General features: G+C 64.1%; 22 protein-coding genes, 1 tRNA gene and 1 pseudogene. 10 read left to right on the top strand and 14 right to left on the bottom strand.

Annotated features, from left to right (window positions below; all coding sequences use genetic code 11):
- Positions 1-48 precede the first annotated feature (48 nt).
- The 6 genes and pseudogenes from H8A92_RS10295 to deoC form a co-directional block, all read right to left on the bottom strand.
- Complete coding sequence (locus tag H8A92_RS10295) at positions 49-1,086, bottom strand: carbohydrate ABC transporter permease (RefSeq protein WP_229195696.1); 1,038 nt, start codon at positions 1,084-1,086, stop codon at positions 49-51.
- Positions 1,083-1,958: a carbohydrate ABC transporter permease gene (locus H8A92_RS10290; RefSeq protein WP_163156212.1), complete on the bottom strand. Its 876-nt coding sequence runs from the start codon at positions 1,956-1,958 to the stop codon at positions 1,083-1,085. Before H8A92_RS10290 ends, H8A92_RS10295 begins: the two co-directional genes overlap by 4 nt.
- A gap of 7 nt (positions 1,959-1,965) precedes the next feature.
- Positions 1,966-2,891: pseudogene (locus H8A92_RS10285) on the bottom strand (ribokinase).
- Positions 2,892-2,895: 4 nt separating this feature from the next.
- The gene (locus H8A92_RS10280) at positions 2,896-3,351 is read right to left on the bottom strand and encodes an RbsD/FucU family protein (RefSeq protein ID WP_229195695.1); all 456 of its coding nucleotides are present in this window, start codon (positions 3,349-3,351) and stop codon (positions 2,896-2,898) included.
- Positions 3,352-3,431: 80 nt separating this feature from the next.
- Positions 3,432-5,819: an aldehyde dehydrogenase family protein gene (locus H8A92_RS10275; protein ID WP_229195694.1), complete on the bottom strand. Its 2,388-nt coding sequence runs from the start codon at positions 5,817-5,819 to the stop codon at positions 3,432-3,434.
- 10 nt (positions 5,820-5,829) lie between these two features.
- Complete coding sequence (gene deoC, locus H8A92_RS10270; RefSeq protein WP_420831305.1) at positions 5,830-6,858, bottom strand: deoxyribose-phosphate aldolase; 1,029 nt, start codon at positions 6,856-6,858, stop codon at positions 5,830-5,832.
- A 240-nt stretch (positions 6,859-7,098) separates the two neighbouring features.
- Here deoC and H8A92_RS10265 point away from each other — a divergent pair, with 240 nt between their 5' ends.
- On the top strand, positions 7,099-7,893 hold the full coding sequence (locus H8A92_RS10265) for a DeoR/GlpR family DNA-binding transcription regulator (RefSeq protein WP_229195693.1): 795 nt from the start codon (positions 7,099-7,101) through the stop codon (positions 7,891-7,893).
- A 173-nt stretch (positions 7,894-8,066) separates the two neighbouring features.
- Here the strand turns inward: H8A92_RS10265 and H8A92_RS10260 are convergent, their stop codons facing one another.
- The 3 genes from H8A92_RS10260 to H8A92_RS10250 all read right to left on the bottom strand — a co-directional run bounded on the left by H8A92_RS10260 (position 8,067) and on the right by H8A92_RS10250 (position 11,851).
- Positions 8,067-9,218: a substrate-binding domain-containing protein gene (locus H8A92_RS10260; protein WP_229195692.1), complete on the bottom strand. Its 1,152-nt coding sequence runs from the start codon at positions 9,216-9,218 to the stop codon at positions 8,067-8,069.
- Between the two features lie 72 nt (positions 9,219-9,290).
- Positions 9,291-10,283 (bottom strand): ABC transporter permease, encoded by a 993-nt coding sequence (locus tag H8A92_RS10255; RefSeq protein WP_229195691.1) that lies wholly within the window; start codon positions 10,281-10,283, stop codon positions 9,291-9,293.
- Complete coding sequence (locus H8A92_RS10250) at positions 10,280-11,851, bottom strand: sugar ABC transporter ATP-binding protein (RefSeq protein ID WP_229195690.1); 1,572 nt, start codon at positions 11,849-11,851, stop codon at positions 10,280-10,282. Before H8A92_RS10250 ends, H8A92_RS10255 begins: the two co-directional genes overlap by 4 nt.
- Positions 11,852-12,155: 304 nt before the next feature.
- Here H8A92_RS10250 and H8A92_RS10245 point away from each other — a divergent pair, with 304 nt between their 5' ends.
- The gene (locus H8A92_RS10245) at positions 12,156-13,988 is read left to right on the top strand and encodes an outer membrane protein assembly factor BamB family protein (protein WP_229195689.1); all 1,833 of its coding nucleotides are present in this window, start codon (positions 12,156-12,158) and stop codon (positions 13,986-13,988) included.
- Between the two features lie 280 nt (positions 13,989-14,268).
- Here the strand turns inward: H8A92_RS10245 and H8A92_RS10240 are convergent.
- Positions 14,269-14,345 (bottom strand) — tRNA-Pro (locus H8A92_RS10240).
- Between the two features lie 79 nt (positions 14,346-14,424).
- Here H8A92_RS10240 and H8A92_RS10235 point away from each other — a divergent pair.
- Genes H8A92_RS10235 through H8A92_RS10220 form a run of 4 tightly spaced genes read left to right on the top strand, consistent with a single transcriptional unit; the run spans position 14,425 to position 17,927 of the window.
- Positions 14,425-15,411 (top strand): L-threonylcarbamoyladenylate synthase, encoded by a 987-nt coding sequence (locus tag H8A92_RS10235; protein ID WP_229195688.1) that lies wholly within the window; start codon positions 14,425-14,427, stop codon positions 15,409-15,411.
- 30 nt (positions 15,412-15,441) lie between these two features.
- Positions 15,442-16,869 carry an FAD-binding oxidoreductase gene (locus tag H8A92_RS10230; protein ID WP_229195687.1) on the top strand — a complete coding sequence of 476 codons (1,428 nt, stop codon included), beginning with the start codon at positions 15,442-15,444 and terminating at the stop codon, positions 16,867-16,869.
- A 14-nt stretch (positions 16,870-16,883) separates the two neighbouring features.
- Positions 16,884-17,327, top strand: coding sequence for a GNAT family acetyltransferase (locus H8A92_RS10225; RefSeq protein ID WP_229195686.1), 444 nt, complete (start codon positions 16,884-16,886; stop codon positions 17,325-17,327).
- 18 nt (positions 17,328-17,345) lie between these two features.
- Positions 17,346-17,927 carry an NUDIX hydrolase gene (locus tag H8A92_RS10220; RefSeq protein ID WP_229195685.1) on the top strand — a complete coding sequence of 194 codons (582 nt, stop codon included), beginning with the start codon at positions 17,346-17,348 and terminating at the stop codon, positions 17,925-17,927.
- Between the two features lie 490 nt (positions 17,928-18,417).
- On the opposite strand, the gene H8A92_RS10215 is transcribed toward H8A92_RS10220, so the two are convergent.
- Positions 18,418-18,858: a hypothetical protein gene (locus H8A92_RS10215; RefSeq protein ID WP_229195684.1), complete on the bottom strand. Its 441-nt coding sequence runs from the start codon at positions 18,856-18,858 to the stop codon at positions 18,418-18,420.
- Positions 18,859-19,098: 240 nt separating this feature from the next.
- Here H8A92_RS10215 and H8A92_RS10210 point away from each other — a divergent pair, with 240 nt between their 5' ends.
- On the top strand, positions 19,099-19,353 hold the full coding sequence (locus H8A92_RS10210; protein WP_229195683.1) for a hypothetical protein: 255 nt from the start codon (positions 19,099-19,101) through the stop codon (positions 19,351-19,353).
- Between the two features lie 88 nt (positions 19,354-19,441).
- Here the strand turns inward: H8A92_RS10210 and H8A92_RS10205 are convergent, their stop codons facing one another.
- On the bottom strand, positions 19,442-19,915 hold the full coding sequence (locus tag H8A92_RS10205) for a hypothetical protein (protein WP_229195682.1): 474 nt from the start codon (positions 19,913-19,915) through the stop codon (positions 19,442-19,444).
- 124 nt (positions 19,916-20,039) lie between these two features.
- Here H8A92_RS10205 and H8A92_RS10200 point away from each other — a divergent pair, with 124 nt between their 5' ends.
- Positions 20,040-20,807: an SDR family NAD(P)-dependent oxidoreductase gene (locus H8A92_RS10200; RefSeq protein ID WP_229195681.1), complete on the top strand. Its 768-nt coding sequence runs from the start codon at positions 20,040-20,042 to the stop codon at positions 20,805-20,807.
- Positions 20,808-20,898: 91 nt separating this feature from the next.
- Here H8A92_RS10200 and H8A92_RS10195 read toward each other — a convergent pair whose 3' ends face one another.
- Entirely contained in the window at positions 20,899-21,627 is a 729-nt protein-coding gene (locus tag H8A92_RS10195; protein ID WP_229195680.1) for a hypothetical protein, read from the bottom strand.
- 19 nt (positions 21,628-21,646) lie between these two features.
- Between H8A92_RS10195 and H8A92_RS10190 the strand changes: the two genes are divergently transcribed.
- Both H8A92_RS10190 and H8A92_RS10185 read left to right on the top strand, forming a co-directional pair.
- Positions 21,647-21,874 carry a hypothetical protein gene (locus H8A92_RS10190; RefSeq protein ID WP_229195679.1) on the top strand — a complete coding sequence of 76 codons (228 nt, stop codon included), beginning with the start codon at positions 21,647-21,649 and terminating at the stop codon, positions 21,872-21,874.
- Between the two features lie 828 nt (positions 21,875-22,702).
- Entirely contained in the window at positions 22,703-22,963 is a 261-nt protein-coding gene (locus H8A92_RS10185) for a helix-turn-helix domain-containing protein (RefSeq protein WP_163155387.1), read from the top strand.
- A gap of 210 nt (positions 22,964-23,173) precedes the next feature.
- Here H8A92_RS10185 and H8A92_RS10180 read toward each other — a convergent pair whose 3' ends face one another.
- Positions 23,174-24,175, bottom strand: a complete 1,002-nt coding sequence (locus H8A92_RS10180; protein ID WP_229195678.1) for a hypothetical protein — start codon at positions 24,173-24,175, stop codon at positions 23,174-23,176.
- Positions 24,176-24,380 lie beyond the last annotated feature (205 nt).

The raw sequence follows: 24,380 nt of genomic DNA, 5'->3' as shown, positions 1-24,380 counted from the left end.
CAGGAACGTCCGTCGCAACATCGTCTAGTCCTCCCTACAAAGTTTTTACTATTTGATGGCCCCGAGCAGCAGGCCCGACCGCATCATGCGGCTGAGCAGGCCCGCCATGATCATCATGGGAACGATGGCGACGAGCGCCGCAGCCGATATCGCCCACCATTCGTCGCCGCGCTGGCTGTTCTGTCCGGCCACCAGAATGGGCAGCGTCTGCCATCTGGAATTGGTCAGGAACAGCGCGAACAGAAACTCGTTCCAGACGAAGGCCAGCGTGATCATGAACGTCGCCAGCAGCCCGTTCATCGACATCGGCACCACGATGCCGATGAAGATGCGCCAGCTCGGCACATTGTCGACCATCGCCGCCTCTTCGACCTCAATCGGGATCGCCTCGAAGAAGTCGCGCATCAGCCAGACGACGATCGGCAGCGAGAAGGCGACGTAACACAGCGTCAGGCCGACGAAGCTGTCGATCAGCTGGAAACCGAGCCGGCCGATCTCGCTGTAGAGCAGATACAGCGCAAACGCCGTGACGATCGGCGGGAACATGCGCTGACTGACGAACCAGAACAGGATGTCCTCATTGCCGAGAATCGGTCCGGACAACGGCAGACGGTTGGCGACGACGGCTGCGATCAGCGCGATCGGAAAGGCGAGCAACAGCGCCTGCGGGCGGGTCAATCCCAACGTCGCGTTGAACAGCAGATAGCCGCCGAGCGCGAGCAGGAAGAACACCAGGCCCGCGCCAAGTCTTACCTTGAATTCGAACCGCACCAGCGCATAGGCCGCCATCGCGCCGATCGCAGTGGCGATCGCCGCTGCGGACAGGCCGACGATGGTCGAGTTCAGGAAGGTGTGGAAGAACTCGCCGCGGATTCCCTGATAGAGATCGATGAACGGCTGCAAGGTCGGCGTGAAGTCGATGAACGGCAGATAGGTCGGCCCGCCGACGACGCCCGGCGGCGTCTTGAAAGCCGTCACCACCACCCAATAGAGCGGAAACACCGTGATCAGGCACCAGGCGAGGACGCCGACTGCGACCAGGCGGCGGCTCCATGGTGACAGTCCGGTCAGGCTCTGCCCGCTCATCGGCGCTTCTCCAGATGCGGCCGCAGCAGCGCCAGATAGGTGACGCCGATGATCGTGATCGCGATCAGGAACAGGAAGCTGAGCGCCGACGTGTAGCCGAGGTTGAACTTCTTGAAGCCTTCCTGATAGGCGAACAATGTCAGCGTCTCGGTGTCGACGCCCGGCCCGCCGCCGGTCATCACGAAGACGGTGTCCATGATCTTGTAGCTCTCGATCAGGCGGATGAAGACGACGGCAGCCGAGATCGGCAGCATCATCGGAAACGTGATCCCCCAGAACTGCTGCCAAGCGCTGGCGTTCTCGAGCTCGGCGGCCTCGTAGACGTCCTCGGGAAGCGTTTGCAGACCGGCCAGCATCATCAGGATGATGAACGGGGTCCACTGCCAGACCTCGACCGCGATGATGCAGGCGAGCGCCCAATGCCCGTTGGTCAGGAACGGCAGATTGGCCAACCCGAATTTCGCCAGGAACTGATTGAGCGGTCCCATCGTGGGGTTGAAGATCATGCGCGCGACCAGCGCGACCGCCACGGGCGCCAGCAGCATCGGCAGCAGCAGGGCAACGCGAAACAGCCGCTCGCCCGGCACCCGTGCGTTCAGGGCCAGCGCGACGCCGAACCCGATCGCATATTGCAGTCCGACCGCGATGAAGGCGATCAGCGTCGTGGTGAAGAGCGCACTCCAGAACCGCGGCTCCTGCAACAGCGTGGCATAGTTGCCGAGCCAGACCACCCGCGGCGGGATCGGTGGAATGAGGCGATAGCTCAGGAAGCTCGTGGTCAGCGAATAGATCAGCGGAAAGATCGAGATCGCCAGCACGACGAGCACCGCCGGCCAGATGAAGACATGCTTGATCGGATCATTCCGCATCATCGCAGGATCATCCCTTCAGCAGCGCGTCGATCTCTGCCCGCCGCGGCATTGCGGGCGCCGTGCCCGGCCGCGTCACCGAGATTCCGGCCGTCGCCGAGCCGAAGCGCGCAGCCTCGAGCGGATCGGCGCCATCAGCGAGGGCCGCCGCGAAACCGCCGACGAACGCGTCGCCCGCGCCGGCGGTTTCCACCACCTTGCCGGCCGCGAACGGCGGCACGTGCAGCGAACGGTCCCGCCCGTGGAACAGGGCGCCACGCTCGCCAAGGGTGATCAGCGCCGTGCCGGCGCCCTTCGCCAGCAGGGCATCGCCGGCGCGGCGCGCCGCTGCGAGGTCGCTCACCGCGATGCCAGTCAACCCTTCAGCCTCGGTCTCGTTGGGGACGACATAATCGCAGAGCGCAAACAGGCCATCGTCGTCGAACTTGATCGCGGCGCCGGATTGAACACCGTGATGCTGCCGGCAGCGCGCGCGATCTCGAGCCCGCGCCGCGCCGCATCGACCGGCTGCTCGAGCTGCGTCACGAACACGCGGGAGCCGCTGATAGCGTCAGCCGCGGCGTCGACGTCAGCCGGGCTGATGGCGCCTGCGGCACCAGGCACCACGATGATCGCGTTGTCGCCGCGCGTCTCGTGGACATAAATGAAGGCTGCGCCGGTCGGCGCTTCCGCCGTCCTGGCCACGCGCGGCCGAATTCCCTCGGTCTCCCAGGTCTTGATCGCAAGCTCGCCGAAGGCATCGCTGCCGATCCGCGAGATGAAGCTCACGCTGGCGCCGGCCCGTGCGGCCGCGACGGCCTGGTTGGATCCCTTGCCGCCGGGCCCCATGGCGAATCCCGAACCGGCGATGGTCTCGCCGATCGCCGGCATGTTGCCGGCGCGGAACGCGAGATCGACGACGAAGACGCCGAGGACGGCGACGCCATTCTTGCTCATGTCGTCACTCCCCGTCCGGCGCAATGACGCCCTTGCTGAACAGGAAACAGCCGTAGAAGCGCCGCTCGCCGGTTGCGATCACGCAATAGGCCGTCTTGGCCTTCTCATAGAACGCATGGCGCTCGATCCCGACCAGCGGCCAGGATCGTCCCTCGGCTCGATCAATCGCGGCCTGCACCTCGCGCTGCACGGGGGGCACTTCCTGCGGTTGTCCGACAATCTCCATGCGGATCGCGGCATCATCGACAAATGAATCGAGCGGCATCACCGAGAGAACGGCTTCGACCGCCCCGGCGGCGCTTACATTGTCGATGCGCAGCAGCCTGCCGAGCACGCTCCGGCGCGCGATCGAGTCGGCCGGAAAATTGGTGTCGCACACCACCAGGCGATCACCGTGCCCCATCGCCCGCAGGGCATAGAGCACGTCGGCATTGAGCAATGGATTGATGCCCTTGAGCATGTTGCGTCCCTCCCTCGTCTTCAAAATCGCCGGACTCTGCCGGTCCGGACCCCCATCCGTATCACCGCAAGGTGACTTCTTCAGTCGCCATACGGAATCCAGATGTTCTTCACCTGCACGGCATGGCGGAGCAGGATCGGGCCATCGCTCGCGGCCTTGTCGTACCAGTCGAGCGCGAGGCCATGATCGACCAGCGTCCGCTTGAGGTTGCCGATCGAGTATCGTTCCGCTGCCGTGGAAGCCTCCTGCGATCCGAACGCCCAGAGCGCGTCGACATCGTCGTGCTCGGCGAGCACCTTGACCAGATCGTTGCGGTCACCCGTGACGATGTTGACCACACCGCCCGGCACGTCCGAGGTCTCGAGCACCTGGTAGAAGTCGGTCGCGGCGAGCGGATGCCGCTCGCTCGGCACGGCGACGACCCGGTTGCCCATCGCAATCAACGGAGCCACCAGGCTGATAAAGCCGAGCAATGGCGCCTCATCGGGACAGACGACACCAACCACGCCGATCGGCTCATGCATCGCGAGCGCCACGCCGCGCAGCGGCGGCGCGTGGATCGATCCCTCGAACTTGTCTGCCCAGGCGCCATAGCTGAACAGCCGCTCGATGCTCGCATCGACTTCCGTGCGCGCCTTTGCGGCCGTTGCACCGGTCATCTCGGCGATACGGCGGGCGAACTCGTCGCCGCGCGCGGAGAGATTCTCGGTAAGGTAATAAAGGATCTGGGCGCGATTATGCGCCGTCGCCCGCGCCCACGACTCGGCCGAACGCGCCGCAGCCACCGCATTGCGGATATCCTTGCGATTGCCCTCGCCTGCTTCGCCCAGGCGCCGGCCCTTCGGCGAGAGCACCGCACGCGAATAATTGCCGTCCGGACGGACCTGCTTGCCGCCGACGAACAGTTTTGCCGTTCGATCGATCGGCGGCACGTCGAATCCGGTGCCGGCGCCGGCCGCCGTCGGCAGCGGCAACGCCTTGGCCCGCGCCTTGCGCCCGCTCCAGGCCTTCGGCTTGAGGTACTCATACATGCCTTCGCGGCCGCCCTCGCGGCCGAAGCCTGACTCCCGATAGCCGCCGAAGCCGACGCTGGCGTCGAACAGATTGGTGGCGTTGACCCAGACCACGCCGGCGAGCAGCTTCGGCGCGATGTCGAGCGCCAGTCCGATCGTCTCGCTCCACACGCTCGCGGCAAGGCCGTAGCGCGTGTTGTTGGCGAGCATCACGGCCTCGTCGGGCGTGCGGAACGTCATCGCCACCAGGACCGGGCCGAAGATTTCTTCGGTCGCAACCGTCGAGGATGGATGCACGTTCCAGAGCAGGGTCGGCGGATAGAAGCATCCTTCCGCCGGGATCGCGCCGGACGCCTGATATTTCTCCGCGCCCTCCTTCACCCCGGTCTCGACCAGCGCCTTGATCCGCTCGAGCTGCACCGGTGCGACGACGGCGCCCATGTCGATCGCCTTGTCGAGCGGCATGCCGACGCGAAGCGTCTCCATGCGCCGGATCAGGCGCCTGCGGAAGGTCTCGGCAATGCCCTCTTGCAGCAGCAGTCGCGAGCCGGCGCAGCAGACCTGGCCCTGGTTGAACCAGATCGCATCGACCACGCCTTCCACCGCGCCATCGATATCGGCATCGTCGAACACGATGAACGGCGATTTGCCGCCGAGTTCCAGCGTCAGCGACTTGCCGGTGCCCGCGGTCGTCTGGCGAATCAGCCGACCGACCTCGGTCGAGCCGGTGAAGGCGATCTTGTCGACGCCGGGATTTTCGACCAGCAGAGCGCCGGTCGCGCCGTCGCCGGTCACGACGTTCAGCACGCCCGGCGGCAAGCCGGCCTCGGTGGACAGTTCAGCGAACAGCAGCGCTGTCAGCGAGGTGAACTCGGCCGGCTTCAGCACCACGGTGTTGCCCGCGGCGAGCGCCGGCGCGATCTTCCAGGCCAGCATCAGCAGCGGGAAATTCCACGGGATGATCTGCCCGATCACGCCGATCGGCACCTGATCGGCGAATTCGCGCTCCTGCAACTGCGCCCAGCCGGCGTGATAGTAGAAATGACGCGCCGCGAGCGGCACGTCGAGATCGCGGGTTTCCCGGATCGGCTTGCCGTTGTCGATCGCCTCCAACACGGCGAACAGCCGGGCGTGACGCTGCAGCATGCGCGCCAATGCATAGAGATGACGCGCGCGGCCGTGACCACCGAGCCTGGCCCACGCTGTCTGCGCGGTGCGCGCGGCACTGACCGCCGCCTCGACGTCGGCAGCAGCGCCCTGCGCGATCCGCGCCAGCGTCTTGCCGGTGGCGGGCTCGCTCGTCGTGAGATGCTTGCCGGCATGCGGCGCTGTGAACTTGCCGGCGATGAAATGCCCGAACGTGGCGCCATGCCGCGCCAGCCAGGCGCGGGCCTCGCCGTCTGCCTCGGGCGCGGGGCCATACTCCATGGTCTCGAAATAGTTTGCGACGCTCATCGCTGGAGTCTCATCCCACGGGGTGGCGGTTGAAAGCCGAGTAGTGGCCGGTCACGTGATGCTCAAGTTGCCGCTCGATGTCGGCAAGCAGGCTGGAGGCGCCGATGCGGAACAGATCCGGCTCGAGCCAGTCGCGTCCCAGCTCCTCCTTCATCAGGAACTGATAGTTGAGCACGTCCTTTGCCGTCGAGATTCCACCGGCCGGCTTGAAGCCGATCTTGTAGCCGGTGCGCTCTTGATAGACGCGGATCATGCGCAGCATCGCCAGCGTCACCGGCAGCGTCGCGTTGACGCCTTCCTTGCCGGTAGAGGTCTTGATGAAATCGGCGCCGGCCATCATGCAGACCATCGAGGCCTTGGCGACATTGCGCAGCGTCTTGAGGTCGCCGGTCGCCAGGATCGTCTTCAGATGCGCGTTGTCGCAGACAGCGCGGAAATCCTGGACCTCGGCGTAGAGCGCTCGCCAGTCACCGGTCAGCACATGCTCACGCGTGATGACGACATCGATCTCCTGCGCGCCATCGCGGACCGACGCCTCGATCTCCTTCAGCTTGAGCTCATGCGGGACGAGGCCTGCGGGAAACCCGGTCGAGACCGCAGCGACCGGGATGCCGGATCCATCGAGCGCTTCGACGGCCGTGCCGACGAACCGATGGTAGACGCAGACCGCACCGGTATGCAGCTCACGCCCGGCAAAGCCGAGCTTCTCCAGAACGTCGCCGCGCACAGGCGCCTTGGCTTTGGCGCAGAGGCGCTTCACGCGCTCGGTCGTATCGTCGCCGTTGAGCGTCGTCAGGTCGATGCAGGTGACCGCCTTGAGAAGCCACGCCGCCTGCGCGTTCTTCTTTACCGTTCGCCGGCCTGGCAGGCTCGCAACGCGCCGTTCGGCGGCTGACAGATTGATCCTGATTTCGTCGACCCAATCCATCTCGAGCGCGCGGCCGCTGTTGCGCGGGATCGGATGCGGATGGCCGCCGCCCGGAGCAGGTGGCTGCGCGGCGAATGGGGACGGATTCTGTATGAGGACGCTCTGCGTCATGGAGGCGCCGTGCGGTCCTAGCGAATCGAGGAGATGGCCAGATAGACTGAATGTGTCGATCGCAACATGTGATCCTCCCCTGACCTCGCCGTTGGGCTTGCCGATCGCCTGAGGAACGACAGGTCCCCACCGCTCGATCAGCCCGCTGGACTTGATGTTATTATTGTAACAAATCGACGTTGATAAACTCACAACATTGTAAGATCATTGTCAATCGGATAAGCAAGCTCGGCGATCAAAATGGCTGAAACCTCGAACGCACGACCAAGCGAGACACGCGTCCAGCGCCTGCAGAGGCTGCGCCGTGCCGTCGAGTCGGGTGGAACGCTGCATCTGAAGGACGCCGCCGAGCTCCTGAAAGTTTCTGAAATGACGGTGCGGCGCGACCTCGCCGGGCCGGACGCCGCACTCGCTTTGCTCGGCGGCTACGTCGTCAACGCGGCATCACCGACCGGGATCAAGTACGCATTCGAGCAGGAGATCGACCAGCACACCCAGGACAAGCGCCTGGCTTGCCGGGCTGCCGCGGCCTCCATCAAGGAGGGCGATACGATCTTCATCGACTGCGGCACGACGATGCAATCGCTGGCGGACTGCCTGCCCGAGGATCTGCCGCTCTCTGTGATCTGCTATTCGATGAACGTGGCGTCGATCGTCACGCACCGACCGGCGACGCAGGTGATGTTGATGGGCGGGCTCTATCATCCGTCGTCCCAGTCCTTTGCGTCGGACGACGGCCTGTCCTATCTGCGGCGGCTCGGGATCAACAAGGCCTTCATCTCCGCCGGCGGCGTGCACTGGACCCGCGGCGCGAGTTGCTCGAACTTTCACGAAGTCGCCATCAAGCAGGCCGTCATCGAGACCGCGATGGAGAGCATCCTGGTGATCGACGCCAGCAAGCTCGGCAGTCTCAAATCGGCATTCTTCTCCGATATCGGCGCGTTCTCGCGGATCATCGTCGGCGGCGCGGCATCATCGGACATGCGCAAGCACTTCCGCAGCCTTCCCGTCGAATATGTGACCAGCGCAATCTAGAACCTCTTCCGTTCCGATCGGAGCGGGTTCTCAATTCGTGTTCTGACGCGTTTTCTTCGCGCGAACCGGTGCCCGCTTCGCTCGAAAGAGGTCTGACCCGGGCGGGGGCTGGCTCGCCCGGGTCAGCCTCGTCCACGATGCGCGGCCTCGCGAACCGCGCATCGCGCCAAAGATCAGTCGCAGGCCGGCTTTGCCTTGTTGCAGGCGTCGGTCAGTTCCGGCGGCGGCTCCTTCTTGAACACCGTCTTGTAGGATTCCAGCACGTTCGACTGCGTCACCGGCAACGACTGCACACCGATCCAGCCGGGCGTTTCCTTGCCAAGCAGCGCGTTCATCATCGCCATCGCTTCCGCGACGCCCTGATCATACGGACGCTGCGATCCGGTCGCCTTCAGCGGTCCGCCCTTGGCGATCTCGATCGCCGATTGCAGGCCGAGGTCGACGGTCGTGACGGGAATATCGATGCCCTGCGCGCGCATCGAGCTCAGCGTATCCAGCGCCGGCTGATCCCAGACCGCGAACACGCCCTTGACGTCAGGATTGCCGGTGAGGAAGTCGCCGGCGATCTGAGAGACTTTCGGCGGATCGGTGAAATCGACCTGCTTCATCTTGATGTCGGGGCGGTTCTTCTGCATCCACTCGCGAACCCCCTTGGTGCGCTCGTTGGTGCTGAAATAGTCGACGCCGAAATTGACGAGGCCGATGGTTGAGCCCTGCGCCATGCAGGACGCCAGGATCTGGGCCGCGATCTGGCCATTACCCTGGCTGTCCGCCGAGATCATCGAGGCATATTCCTCCGGATGCTTCAGGCCGGTCGGAATGCTGTCCATCAGCACCAGCTTGATGCCGGCCTTGGCGATCTTCTTGTAGGTCGGTGCGGTCGCCGTGAAGTCGACCGGGATCGAGATGATGCCGTCCGGATGCTGCTGGATGGTGTTCTCAATATCGGCGATCTGCTTGTCGACCTGATATTCGGCGGACGCGACGCCTGTCACCGTCACGCCGTACTTCTTCAGCGTGTCGGTGATGCCCTGGATCTGCAGCTGCGCCCAGTCGAGATTGACGGTCTGCATGGAGATGCCGACCTTGAAGTTCTTCTCCTTGATCTTGGCGACATCGGCGTCCGACAGCGCAAGCACTTCCGGCGAAGCCGCCTTCTCGCCATGCGGCCCCTGGCCGACGATCGATTTCGGTCCAAGCGTCGCAAGATCGACGCCTTTGACGCAGGTCGCCGGCACTTCGGCGCGAGCCGCAGGGGCGATCGAAATGGCCGTCGCCGCGATCAGTGCGGTCAGCGGCAGGGTTTGTCGCAAGATTGGCTTCATTGTTTCCTCCCTTTTTGGTCGCCGATTGACCGGAGGCCGGCGACCTTGCCCCTACCCTTGCAACGCAGCGCTCTAGCGCTTCGTGAACGCGACCGCGGCCACGATGATCGCTCCCTTGATGACGAGCTGCATCGGCGAGCTGACGCCGAGCAGCACGAGGCCGTTGTTGAGCGTGCCGATGATGAGACTGCCGAACAGCGTGCCCAGGATGTAGCCGCGGCCGCCGAACAGGCTGCAGCCGCCGAGGATCACGGCAGCGATGACGTCGAGCTCCATGCCCTGCACGACGTCGGGCCGTGCGGCATGCGAGCGCGCGGACAGCACCAGCGCCGCAAGTCCGGCCAATGTGCCGGTCAGCACGAACGCCGCGGTCGTCACCCATTTGGTGTTGATACCGGAATAGAGCGCAGCGGTCGGATTGCCGCCGACCGCATAGATGCGACGGCCGAACACGTTGTAGTGCAGCAGCAGGATGCCGACGATCATCGCCACCAGCGTCCACGCGATCGGAACCGGGATACCCAGAAACGTGCCTTCGCCGAAGATCGCGAAATAGGTCTCGTTGGTGATGATGACCGGCTTGGTGTTGGTCACCATCATCGCCAATCCCCGCGCCATGCTCAGCGATCCCAGCGTCACCAGGAAGGATGGGATCGAGAGCTGCGTTGTGAGGATGCCATTGAGCAGCCCGACCAGCGCGCCGGTGCCGAGGCCTGCGACGGCGCCGACGATCCAGCTGTTGTTGATCTGACTCATCGCGAGCGCCGCGGCCATGCCTGACAGCGCCAATGTCGATGCGACCGATAGATCGATCTGGCGCGCGATGATCACGAAGGTCATGCCGACCGCGATGATCGACACCAGCGTCGTCTGGCGGCCGATGTTCAGGAAATTGTCGACCGACAGGAACCAGGGCGACGAAAGGCTGAACACCACCAGCAGCACCACGAAGGCGATATAGAGCATGTAGGGTCGCTCGCCGCGCAGCAGATTCTGCAGCAGCTTGCGGCGTCGATCGGATCGGGTCGACGCGGAGACGACATTGGGCGCGGTCAGTTCGGTCATGCGGGCAGCTCTTGCAATACGCCTTGTCCGGAAGCCTGGTACATCTGCAGCAGATGATGCAGCTCTTCCGCATCATCAATCTCGCCGCGCACCAGCGTTCGCGCTACCCGTCCGTCGACGATTACGGAGATGCGGTCGCAGAGCTCGATCAATTCGACGAGATCCGACGAGACGACCAGGACGCCGGTGCCGTCGCGGGCGGCATTTCGGATCACGCCGTAGATCTCCTCGCGTGCGCCGACGTCGACGCCGACCGTCGGTTCGTCCAGCAGCAGCACGCGCGGCCGCGGATCATTCCATTTTCCGAACACGACTTTCTGCTGGTTGCCGCCGGACAATGTCCGGACCAGGCTGGAGGCGCCTTGCGCTTTCACCGAAAGCCTCGCGACCGCCGTTTCCGCACGCCTGGCTGCAGCGCGTTGCTGCATGAAGCCCCAGCGCGAGAAATGCGGTATCCGCGGCAGCGTGATGTTGCGTTCGATCGAATGGTCGAGCACCAGGCCCTGCAGGTGCCGATCTTCCGGTACCAGCGCGACGCCCTGGTCGATTGCATCGGCCGCGCTGTTCGGCAGCCATGGCCGGCCCTCGATCTCGAGCGTGCCGCGCTCGACCGGCCGAAGGCCGAAGATCGTCTCCAGAATCTCGGTGCGTCCGCTCCCGATCAATCCGGCGAGGCCGTGGATTTCCCCCTTCATGACAGACAATTCGACGGCGGACAGCCGGTCGTTGGAGACGCCCGACAGGGACAGAACCAGCGATGAATCGATCGAACGCGCCGCGGGCGCGGCGCGCGACGCAGCGGGCGCCGATCGATCGGTTCCGATGATGGCGTTCACCAGCCGCTTCATGTCGGTATCGGCGGTGACGAACGTGCCGGCATTGGCGCCGTCGCGCAGCACCGTGACGCGCTGCGAGATCTCGAAGACCTCGTTGAGCCGATGCGTCACATAGATCACGCCGACGCCCCGGCGCGTCGCCTTGCCGATCGCGTCGAACAGGATGCGGACTTCGTCCGACGTCAACGAGGATGTCGGCTCATCGAGGATCAGCAGCCGCACCTCGCCCATCAACGCCTTGGCGATCTCGGTCATCTGGCGATAGGCGAACGGCAGCGAGCCGACCGTCGCTTTCGTATCGAGGGGAATGCCGAGTTCACTCAGGAACGCCTCGGCTTTCGCCATCAGCTCGCGCTTGCGGACAAAGCCGAACCTTGCGCGCGGCTCGCGGCCGAGCAACAGATTGTCGGCGACGCTGAGCGATTCAACGAGACTGAGGTCCTGATAGACGACAGCGATTCCGGCTTCGCGCGATCGTGCCGGGCTGTCGAAGGTCGCCGGCTTGCCGGCGATCTCGATCGTGCCGCTGTCCGCCGCGTGAACGCCACTGAGGATCTTGATCAGCGTGGATTTTCCGGCCCCGTTCTCGCCCAGCAAGGCGTGTACCTCGCCGGCGCGGACCTCGAGGTTGACGTCGCGCAATGCCCGCACACCGCCAAAGCGCTTGTTGATGCCACCGACCAACAAAAGCGCCGTCGACGGCCGAGGCTCTGCCGCGATCGAACCGGACAATTCCAAACTTTCCTCCCGTCACCGGCGCCGCGGCGCTGGTACGATGCTGACATGTTGTTATTTTTGCAACTTATTGTGTTATAATTCTATCATATCGATGGCCTGTCAATGGGAGATCGCGCCGGCAGGCGTCTGAATTTTGGGGGCATCCGGGTAGCGGTCACTGGCGTCCCGCCGCGAGCCGCGATCAGGCTCGGCACCGACTCATACACGCCGCCGGCCTCCGCCAGGCGCGACGACAACCACTGGGATTGTGCTACGCTTCGATCGCTCATCTCATCAAAGCCAACGCCGGTGAACCGCGATGAAACTGGGTGCTGCGATTGCCGTCGCTCTGGTCTGGTCTTGCCTGCCTGCGACTGCGCAGCAAGGCGGGGTCACCCTCTACGCGCAACGCTGCGCGCAATGTCACGACAGCGGCGACAAGGATGTCCGCGCGCCGAACCGCGCCGCGCTGCAATCAAGATCGTTCGACGAAGTCCTGAACGCGATCACCGCGGGCCCGATGGCATCGTTCGCGCAGGGGCTGAGCAACGACGAGCGAGCCGCGATCGCCTCCCTCGTCACCGGCAAGGCCGCATCGCATGCGGCGGCCGAGAATGCAGGCCAATGTGCGCAGAGCGCGGCCGGTTTTCCGCAGCCGATCGACGGACCGCGGTGGAACGGCTGGGGCGCGGATATCAACAACAGCCGGTTTCAGCCGGCGGCGATGGCAGGCCTCACGCAAGACCGGGTCCCGCGGTTGCGCCTGAAATGGGCCTTCGGGTTTCCCGACACGTCCGTCGCGTTCGCTCAGCCGACTGTGGTCGGCGGCCTGCTGTTCGTCGGCGGCGGCGACCGCAAGGTCCACGCCCTCGACGCCAAGACCGGATGCACGCGCTGGCTGTTTCCCACCGACGCGCCGGTCCGCGCGGCGATCAGTTTCGCCACGCTCGATAACGGCCAGTCCGTCATTTTCTTTGGCGATGTGCGCGCCAACGTCTATGCCGTGAACGCGACGACCGGGGCGCTGATCTGGACGAGCAAGATCGACGATCATGCGGCCGCGCGGATCACCGGTGCACCGGTCTTCCACGCCGGCATCGTCTATGTCGGCATCTCATCGATCGAGGAGGCGATCGGGTCGCGCCCGACCTACCAATGCTGCACGTTTCGCGGCAGCGTCGTGGCGCTGAAGGCGGAGACCGGCGCACAGGTCTGGAAGACCTATACCATTCCCGAAGCGCCGCAGCCGACACGGACGAACGCCATCGGGACCCAACTGTTCGGTCCGGCCGGCGCGTCGGTCTGGTCTGCGCCGACGATCGACGTGCAGCGCCAGGCGCTCTATGTCGCGACATCGAACAGCTATGCCGACCCGGCAACCGACACCAGCGACGCCATCCTCGCCTTCGATCTCGCGACCGGCCGAATGCTTTGGCACCAGCAGGCGACGCCGAAGGACAGCTTCGTCGTTGCGTGTTTCGGCATCGACCAGAGCAATTGCCCGCAAGATCGCGGCCCCGACCATGATTTCGGACAATCGCCCATCCTGGTGACGATGCGTAACGGACAACGCGTTCTGGTCATCGGCCAGAAATCCGGCGTGGTGCATGCGCCGGATCCCGACCATGAGGGCAAGATCCTGTGGCAGACGCGGATCGGCCAAGGTGGCCCATTGGGCGGCACCGAGTGGGGCTCCGCCGCGGACCAGGACCGAATCTATGTCGCGAACTCCGACGTGCGGTTTCTCAAGGACGGCTCGCGGCGGCTTAATTCAAGCGAAGGCGGCGGCCTGTTCGGCCTCGATCTTGCGACCGGAAAAATCGCGATGCAGGTGGCGCCGGTTGCCTGCGGCGATCGTCCCCAGTGCAGCCCCGCCCTCTCCGCAGCGATCACGCTGATTCCCGGTGTCGTGTTTTCGGGCGGCGTCAGCGGCTTCCTGCGCGCCTACGCGACCGATGACGCACGACTGCTTTGGGAGATCGACACCGCCCGCGACTACACCACGGTGAACGGCGTTGCCGCCCGTGGCGGTGCCATGGACGGGCCCGGCCCGATCGTCGTCGATGGCATGCTGTACGTTAATTCCGGCTACGCGCAATGGAGTGGATTGCCCGGCAATGTCCTGCTGGCCTTCGAGGTCGGCAATCCCTGACAGGCGCGATGTCGGCACTTGCGGCGACACAGGGAGCACTACTCGCCACGGGGTATTCGTGCTTTGATGGCGGGCAGGATCGGCTCATCGACTGGAAAGAAGGCTTCCCGATCGTCCAGCCTCAGGTTCCGAGCGGCGCAAGTTCGAGGCGGCTCATTCCTGCGACTCGCCGATATCGGGGGCCTGCGGACCGGAATCGACGGACATGGCTGCCGCGCCCGAAATCGATGCGCAATTCGTTGCGCACAAAAAACACAGAAACTATAAGTGCTTGAATGAATGGTCGGAGTGGCAGGATTCGAACCTGCGACCCCTGCGTCCCGAACGCAGTGCTCTACCGGGCTGAGCCACACTCCGACTAAGAGGCCGGCTTATAGCGTTGGGTTTCGGGGACCGCAAGGGACGACAAGGCACCCAATTGAGGAATCTAGTCACAGTGGATACAGGCCTGAAAACCCACGTTCTGCCCGCCGGCGCCGCCGCCACGGCCACCGCCGCCGGAGTTCTGGCCGAGGGCGGCCTGGTGGCGTTTCCGACCGAGACGGTCTATGGCCTCGGCGCCGACGCCGGCAACGCCTCCGCGATCGCCCGGCTCTACGAGGCCAAGGGCCGGCCGGCCTTCAATCCGCTGATTGCCCATGTCGCCGATCTCGGCGCCGCCCGCCGGATCGCCCTGTTCAACGGGCAGGCCCTGCGACTGGCGGAAGCGTTCTGGCCCGGTCCGCTGACCCTGGTGCTGCCGAAGGCGCTGTCCTGCCCGGTCGCGGAACTCGCGACCGCCGGGCTCGATACGGTCGCCATCCGCATCCCGGCCCACAAGGTGGCGCGCGACATCATCAGGGCGTTCGGCGGTGCCGTGGTAGCACCGTCGGCCAATCTTTCCGGCCATGTCTCGCCAACCACCGCCGAGCATGTGAACGGCGATCTCGACGGCCGGATCGACCTGATCGTCGATGGCGGCCCGGTCGAGGTCGGCGTCGAATCCACCATCGTCGGCTGCTTCTCCGATCCGGTGCTGCTGCGGCCGGGCGGGCTCACGCGCGCCGAGATCGAGCGTGTGCTCGGCCATCCCCTGCAATCGCCGCCGCAGGACGCCGAGAACGACGCCCAGCCGGTTGCCCCCGGCATGCTCGCCTCACATTACGCGCCACGGACCCCGGTCCGGCTCAATGCCAGCGACGTCCATGTCGGCGAGGCCTTGCTGTCGTTCGGGTCGGCCAAGGTGGCGCGACGCGAATGCGCCTCGGTGGAGATGAACCTGTCCGAGCGCGGCGATCTCGCCGAGGCCGCCGCCAATCTGTTCGGCTACCTTCGCACGCTCGACAAGAGAAACGCGGATGCTATCGCCGTGATGCCCATTCCCGAGGACGGGCTGGGCGAAGCCATCAATGACCGGCTGCGCCGCGCAGCGGTTGGGCGGTAAATCCCGACATACGTGAAAGACCAAGAAAAAATGAACATCGTCCAGTCAGCGGTGCCGCCGCTTCCACCCGAATTGCTTGAAAAATTCCGCGCCATCGTCGGCGCGAAGTATGCGGTCACCGACGCCGCCGACATCAAGCCCTACGTCACCGAGGAGCGCGACCTGTTTCACGGCCGCTCGCCGCTGGTGCTGCGCCCGGGCTCGACCGCCGAAGTCGCTGCGATCTGCAAGCTTGCGACCGAACACAGGATCGCGCTGGTGCCGCAGGGCGGCAACACCGGCCTGGTCGGCGGGCAGACGCCGCACAACGGCGAGGTCGTGGTATCGCTGCGCCGCCTCGACAAGATCCGCGACATCGACGTCGAGTCCAACACCATGACCTGCGAGGCCGGCGTGGTGCTGCAGATCGCGCAGCAGAAGGCAGCCGACGTCGACCGGCTGTTTCCGCTGTCGCTCGGCGCCGAAGGTAGCTGCACCATCGGCGGCAACCTCTCGACCAACGCCGGCGGCACCGGAGCGCTCGCCTACGGCGTGGCCCGCGAAATGGCGCTCGGGCTCGAGGTCGTCCTGGCCGACGGCCGCGTGCTGAACGCGCTGTCGAAGCTGAAGAAGGACAACACCGGCTACGATTTGCGCAACCTCTTCATCGGCGCCGAGGGTACCCTCGGCATCATCACCGCGGCAACGTTGAAGCTGTTTCCGCGGCCGCGTGCGGTCGAGACCGCCTATGTCGGCCTGAAGTCGCCCGCCGCCGCGCTCAAGCTGCTGTCGATCTCGCGCAATCAGGCGGCAGGCAGCCTGACCAGTTTCGAACTGCTCGCCGATATCGCGGTCGACTTCTCGATCCGGCACGGCATCGATATCCGCGATCCGCTCGACAGCAAGCATCCCTGGTACGTGCTGATGGAATTGTCGTCGTCGCGCGACGACGCCCGCGATACGCTGGAGGCGATCCTCGCCCAGGGCATGGAGGACGGCATCGTCGATGACGCCGTGATCGCCGCCAATTTGAGCCAGCGCCAGGCGTTCTGGAAGCTGCGCGACGAGATGTCGGCCGCGCAGAAGCCCGAGGGCGGTTCGATCAAGCACGATATTTCGGTGCCGGTCGCAGCGGTGCCCGCCTTCATCGCGGAGGCCAATGCCGCGGTCGTGAAACTGATCCCGGGTGCGCGGCCGGTGCCGTTCGGTCATCTCGGCGACGGGAACATCCACTACAATGTCAGCCAGCCGGTCGGCGCCGACACGGCCGACTTCCTGGCGCGCTGGCACGACGTCAATGGCGTCGTGTTCGAGATCGTGCTGCGGATGGGCGGCTCGATCTCGGCCGAGCACGGCATCGGCGTACTGAAGCGCGACGAACTGCCTGACGTCAAGGACAAGGTCGCGATCGAGCTGATGCGACAGATCAAGGCGATGCTCGATCCGCTCGGCATCATGAACCCGGGCAAGGTGCTGTGACCGTGCAAGCGACAATGCCCTCTCCTTCCCTCGCCATTGCTCCAATCACCGACGCCGACATTTCTGACGTCGTCGCGCTGTGGCAGGCCTGCGGCCTGACGCGACCGTGGAACGATCCCACTTCCGACATCGCGCTGGCGCGCCGCGGACCGAGTTCGGCCCTGCTGGTCGGCCGAGAGGCCGGCGCGATCGTCGCGACCGCGATGGTCGGCCATGACGGCCATCGCGGCTGGGTCTATTACGTCGCCGTCGATCCCAACCGCCAGGGCAAGGGCCTTGGCCGCACCATGATGGAAGCGGTCGAGGACTGGCTGCGCGCGGCCGGCGTGCCGAAGCTGCAATTGCTGGTGCGCCGGGAAAACGCCAAGGCCAGCGCGTTCTATCAAACGCTCGGCTATGAAGAATCGACCTCGGTGATGCTGGCCAAATGGCTCGACGGTCGCGAAGCGACGCCGTGACAGATTGAGGATTGACGCATGAGCATCGCCGACCGCGTCCGCGTCAAGGACGTCCAGCTGCTGTCGAAGCGCCGCTACGAACTGAAGAGCGCAACGTTCGACTACCGCCGCAGCAACGGCGAATGGCAGACCCAGGTGCGCGAGGTCTACGATCGCGGCAACGGTGCAGTGCTGTTGCCCTACAATCTGAAGACCCGCAGCGTCGTGCTGGTGCGTCAGTTCCGCTATCCCGCTTTCGCCAACGGCTATGACGATCTCCTGATCGAGGCCGCCGCCGGCATGCTTGACGACGCCGCGCCCGAAGCACGCATCCGCGCCGAGGCGGAGGAAGAGATCGGCTACCGGCTCGATCACGTGCGCAAGGTGTTCGAAGCCTTCATGACGCCGGGCGCGGTGACCGAGAAGCTGCATTTCTTCGTGGCCGAATACGACGCTGCGATGCGCATCAGCGATGGCGGCGGGCTCGCCGACGAGGGCGAGGATATCGAGGTGCTCGAGCTCTCGATCGACGACGCGCTCGCCATGATCGGCGACGGCCGCATCGTCGACGCCAAGACCATCATGCTGCTGCAATACGCGGCGCTGCATCTGTTCAGGTAAGCACCGCCGCGTTCCGGCTTGTACCCGGACGCGTGATCAGGCCGATCCGCCTGCCTCCCGCGGGGGCGCGCTGCCAAAATATCGAAAACAACCCCATGCACAGTAGCCGGCTGGTCGCCGACGCTCGACTTGACACGTCGGGCAACTCAGGGGTACGCTTCTAATATTCCGAAATCATGCAGGCGCACGCCGGCGCTAGCCCCGTCATCCTGAGAGGATGCGAAGCTTTGTCCTCATCCACCGTTGTCGTCGCCCGGCTCGACCGGGCGACCCAGTACGCCGCGACCTATCGGCTCAAGCACGACCGTCTCTGGAATACTGGATCACCCGCATGCGCGGGTGATGACACCGAGCAAGGCATTCCGTCATCCTGAGGTGCGAGCTCTCGCGAGCCTCGAAGGATGCACGGCCACCAGCGGGGCCGATTCATCCTTCGAGGCTCGCTCCGCTCGCACCTCAGGATGACGGGGATAGATTGAACGATGCCTAGCTACTGCATCGTGATCGCAAGACCACTCAGATCGGCGTTCGCCATCAGGCCGACCTGGTGGCCGGTCAGTTCGAGCACTGCACCCTTCTGATTGGTCAGCACGATCGCACGGGCACCGCGGCCGAGGGCAAGCCCCGCGCCGGCTGCACCGTAGACGCCGGCGACGTCGGACGGACGATTGATGTTGCTGACGCGGCCGCGCAGCACGGTCTTGGATCCGCCGAACACCAGGCCGTAGTCGAGACCGCCGGTGGACAGCCGATACGAGCGGCCGCGGAAGGTCAGCACACCGCTGCCGCCGGAGCCGCCGATGATCCAGCCGGCCTTGTAGATGGTGAGCGTCACGAAACCGCTGTCGGCGCAAGCGGCGGTGGAGAAAGCCGCGCCCGTGAAGGCCATCAGCGCGACCAGCGCGGCGCGAAGGGTGGATGAAAGTTTCATGTGCGGTCTCCCCAAAGTCTACTCAAGTCCATTTGCTCACGTCGATTTGCTCGCGTCGCGACGCGGGCACGAATCGCAACGCGCCGACTGTAGCAATCACACAATCCGGCGCAATTTGGCACAGCACCGGCGTTGAACCTGTTCCCGGGATTGCAACACTCACTGCATGTCCGGGGCGATCGGCCCCTGAGCTCCGGGATTGCCCCGCGGAGCATTCATTTTTCAAACCGGAGATTTCCGATGCGTCGTCTTGCGATCGCCTGCGCCACCATTGCCGCCACCGTGTCCCTGCTTGCCGCCGCAAGCCCGGCCAGCGCCACGCCCTATCATCTGATCCGCTGGCAGGACACCGGCTTCTGCCAGATCTGGGACCAGAGCATCCCGACCACGCCGTGGCCGGCGAACTACGCCGTCGTCAGCGAAGAACTGCCGACCTTCGACGCCGCATTCAGCTACAAGACCGGACTCCTGAACAACGGCACCTGCTCGTACTGAGCGACTGCCGATCGATCACGCGCAGGGCGGACACGCGGCAACGGCGCGGTGTCCGCCCTTGTGCTGTCCGGGTTGGCGCGATCGCGCATCAGTGATGCTTGATCAGTGCGTCGCGCGCGGCGGCGAGCTCGAGGAACGCCGGGCCGTTGCCGCCGCCGTCGGGATGCACCGTCTTGGCGGCGCGCTTGAACGCCTGATGGACCTCGGTTGCCGCGAGACGACGGCCGAACGGCAGGCCCAGCAATTGCCGGTAGCGCTCCTCCTGCGTCAGCGCCTTCGGCGTCAGGCCACGCCGGCCGAACTGCGGCGCGGACAGCGTGTGCAGCGCATCGCTGACGATGCCGAGACGCCGCAGCGCCATCGATTTGGTCCGGCGGTCGGCCGATTTCAGCGCCGCCTGGCGCAGGATCGGCAGCACCTGTGCGGCCGCTTGCCGCAGCGTCTCGTCGATATCGGTCGTGGCGATCTCGGCAATCATTCTGGCGATCTCGCGATAGTCGGGATCCGGCGCCGCGCAGAAGCGCTCGATCGCAACTTTCCATTGTCTGATATGCGGGTCCATGATCGGTCCGTACTGTCATCCGAATCCGGATAACAGCAACGCGCAAACGCGGCTTGGCGTTTCGGTTGGCGCAGTTTTGAATAGTGTTGTCGACAACGCTCGAAAATCAGAACGAGGAAACACCATGGCCCTTCTCGACAATCACATCGCCGTCATCACCGGTGCGGGCTCAGGCATCGGACGCGCCATCGCCCTTGGCTACGGCCGCGAGGGCGCGCGCGTGGTGCTGCTCGACATGAACGGCGATGCGGTAGCGGAAGCGGCCAAGGAGGTCCGCAACGCCGGCGGCAAGGCGGAGAGCTTCACACTCGACGTGACCGATCGCGACGCCTGCATCGCGATGGCAAGGCAGGTGGCGGACAAGGTCGGACCTGTCTCGATCCTGGTCAACAATGCCGGCATCGCGCGCCGCAACGGCATGCTCGGCACGGAGGAGGCCGTGATCAAGGATTGGGAGGACATCATCTCGATCAATCTCACCGGCGTCTTCAACGTGACGCATTCGTTCCTCGCACCGCTGCGCAAGAACAAGGGACGCATCGTCAACATCGGCTCGATCCAGTCCTTCGTGCATCTGCGCACGCCGAGCTCGCCGGCCTATACCGCCTCCAAGCACGGTGTGCTCGGGTTCACCAAGGCGCTGGCCGCCGAGCTCGGCAAGGACGGCGTGCGCGTCAATGCGATCGGCCCCGGCTTCATCGAGACGCCGCTGAACGAGAAGGTGCGCGCCACCAATCCAGACCTCGTCAAAGTCTTCATGGACCACACCCCGCTCGGCCGCGCCGGCAAGCCGGAAGACATCGTCGGTCCTGCGATCTTCCTCGCCTCGGACCTGTCGGCCTATGTCTCGGGATCGATCGTGATGGTCGACGGCGGGTACCGCACATTGTGACCGATGTGTCCTGGCCGACGCAGGCCACTCGCACAAAGGGACGCCTTCACGAGAAGGCGCCCCCGTTGTGAACCGAACGGCGGCGATTGGACTAGATGATGGCATTCTTTGGCGGCGGAATATTCGGCCATCGCTCAAAGATTGTTTGGCAAGCCGCCTTCATGTTCGCAAACATCGTAATGGCGCTTCCCGGCGCTGGGTAGAGCGTTCCGCTGAATGCATCCAATGTAACGCAGATGGCCTTATCGGCCTCTGCGCCTTCCTCCGCGAAGTACTCCTTGAGCATCCCAAATGCGGCTGCCGACTGGTAGCCGCCGACGTTGGGATCGAGGGTACTGCCCTTCGCATAGCGCAGCATGAATGCTCCGTTGCGTTGCTTATTGCTCTTATCCACTCGCATCAAAATCAGGTGCGGAGAGAAGCGCACCTTCACGCCTTGGATTTTGGCAGCGGGGAATACTTTGCCGGGCAAAATCTCCGCGTTCGGCAATTTAATGCTAGCGACCACTTCACTGAATCTCTCAACGTAATCGGCGTTTGCCTCATTCGTGAGAGCTTCAAAGTCGCCGGTCGCGAGTTTGTTTCGGATGAAATCCGCTTTCTTTTCCAATGTCTTGGGATCAGGCGCGCCGGACTGAAGTGCGCTCGAAATTGTGATCTGCGCCTCCTTGTGCTGGAGCAACCTGGCAAGGGGCCGATATTTGCATCCCTCGATAATCGAACGGCGACGACGTTCGGACGCCGCCATGTAGTCCGCCAGATAGCGAACGGTGATTTCCGCTTCGGGCACGACGACGTGGGTCTTTTCAGCTTTGTTCATGAAGCCCTCGGAGAGTGAAATGGCTGACTATTACTTCAGCGCGAAAGTTGATGACGATACAACCATCTGCATCGCGCCGATCACGGCTCGACGGATCGAATTGTCCGGAGAGAAAGTTGACGATACGAGCGGCTACTTTCTCTTCGAGACGAAAGGCGGTGCGGAGCCAAGCGAGGTTCAGATACTTGCTCGCCTGACTTCCGAAGGCGCAGCTCTGCGATTGAGGCAGATGCTTTCGCTCAAATAAAAAGCCCGGCGTAAGCCGGGCTCCTTATTATGCAGACTTCCGCGAAATGGCGGCCTCGCGGCTGCCAGCATGTTTGGTACCTTTCAGCACCTCGTTCACACGCCCGGAATTCACATCGAACGATGCCGCGATTCGATGTTGGAATTCCCCGTTCCAGTGCCGAATCCAGATATCCACAGCGTCATCGAATGTCAGTTGATAAGTAGGCGGCTTCATTTCATTGACCTTTTCTCGAAAGGCCAAGGAGACTCTTGACAGTGAGTCACGACACCTTACGGTGTCGTTGTGAATAACCCTCTGCAAAGGTCTCCAAGGCTGTTGCGGATCACGGAAGCCGGGGTGTTCCAGACCCCGGTTTTTCCATGGGTGAGCGAATCGACCGCACACCATCGGTAAGGTTCAGGACTCCCGTCACAAGAGTCAATCGCGCCTACTCTCAACTTCTAGTCCCGTCCACCGCGAATTACAGTGAACTTCCGGGCGTCGATCCGGAGGCGTCTCAGTCGGCAACGCGGGGGCCACAGAGAGTGCGGCAAGGGCTGTAATGGCAGACGTATGGCGCGACAGCCGCGATATGGTTCTCAAAGTTCTCTGAGAAAACGTCGGTGAAGCGGTGCGACGAGATGCGTAGCGCAAGATGGAAACAAGCCAACACTGACCGATGGAACCGCAATCGTGGCGATTTCTGGGTATTTTGCTTACAAGGCAGGGAGTTAGCGGCGCGTTAAGGTCTTGTTAACCAAACCGGCACACCGTGGATATACGGGGTAGTTGGTTTCTCGATGTCTCCGCCTCATCGACGAGGCGGGCGTTGATCGGGAGGAGTTCATGTCTTACGCGTCCACCGTACCATCGCCGGAAGCACTGCTGCCGTCGCTGACGCCAAATGAAATCGTTCCACTGCTGATCGGCGCGACTGTCGATGAAGTCGAGCGGGAACTGGTGCTGCAAACACTCGCGCGCTGCGACGGCAATCGCACCCGCGCCGCGCGCGTGCTCGGACTGTCGGTCCGCACCTTGCGGAACAAGATCCGCGAATATTCGGCCGACGGCATCGACGTGCCGATGAGCGAGCACGCCGCGGCCTAAAGCGCGATGAGATGAAGCGGCAGCCGAGGTTCACCTCTCCTTTGGGAGAGGTCGGCGCATAGCGCCGGGTGAGGGGTCACGGTCTCTCGTTAGGACTGCGCCCCCTCACCCGATTTGCTACGCAAATCGACCTCCCCCCGTCGGGGAGAGGTGAACCGCGTCCGCGGCCAAACCGCTCAACTTGATTTCATCGCGCTCTGGCGGCCGGTCCTAGATCGGCAGGTCGATCGCAAGACGTCGCCAGCGCGACAGCAACGCGCCGTCCTCGTCACTGAGACAACGTGCGAGACGCACGTCGGTCATCATGGTCTGTTGCATCGTCTGGGCCACCAGCGCGGTCGCATAGTCCCAATAGTCGCGCCGTCCATTCGGATCGTCATCGACGAGGGACTTTGCGAGGATCTCGATGTAAATCGCGGCGACGGCATTTTGCCAGAACTCACTTGCGCGCCTCTGGGCAGAAGGCGCGCCGGTCCGCGCCTGCCACATCAGCCAGTAATTTTCTTCGCCTTCTACCCATTCCGATGACGGCAGGCACGGATCAAGGCATGGCGAGCGGCACAGCAGCGGCTGCATTGTCCGCGCGTCGCAGAACACGGCATGGCCGAGCTTGTCGTACCAACGCGCGCGCAGCAATCGGCGGATCTCGTCCTGCTCATCCGCAGCGAGCTGTCGCCTGTTCGTCCGCTCGAGATCGGCGATGATCGCGGCCACGCGATCGCGATCGAACGGCTCGACCTCGAGCACCACGCCGATGTTGCGCGGAAACAGCGCGTCGAGCACGGCAACCATCTCGCGGTAGAACGTGCCCGCCAGGCCACCGCCGCGCCACGCCTTCGCGATGCCGACATGGTTGCAAAAAATCAGGTCGCTTGCGTGATCGTAGGTGAAGAAGCCGAGACCGATCGCGCGCCCGGCGGCACGCAGGATGAAGCAGCGCGAGTCGAGACGATAGGACATCTGGCGACCGCCGACGCTGAAATGTCTGGGCTCGCCGACATCGTCCGACAGCAGCCAGCGCACGATGTCGTCCGGACTGTCGCGCTCGATCGCGGGAAACAACTGCTCATAGAGCTCGAGCACGCCGGTGCTGCGAAAGCTCGCTTCGTCAAGCACGTCATGTCGCGTCACGACGATGTCGAGCGGTTGCGGTTCGTCGCCGTAGCTGCCGTCCAGAACCCGCAATGCGTCCTCCGCAGTCATCATGCCCATGGAATTATGACTGTTGATCGCTCGCATCGGTGCCTTCAGGCAGAATTGAAGCCGTCGTCCAACCTCTGTTACAAGCGGCTTCAAATCGCGACGGAGCATATCAGTGGCTGACGAGACAACTTCCCGCCAGGGGGCACGAGGGGCGCCGGGGCCACAGGGCCGTCAGGGCGAGCCGGGAAAGCCCGGTCCGCAGGGACATCCCGGG

The sequence above is a fragment of the Bradyrhizobium acaciae genome (assembly GCF_020889785.1).
Lineage (GTDB): Bacteria > Pseudomonadota > Alphaproteobacteria > Rhizobiales > Xanthobacteraceae > Bradyrhizobium > Bradyrhizobium acaciae.
This window is presented reverse-complemented; position numbering and strand designations above follow the sequence as displayed.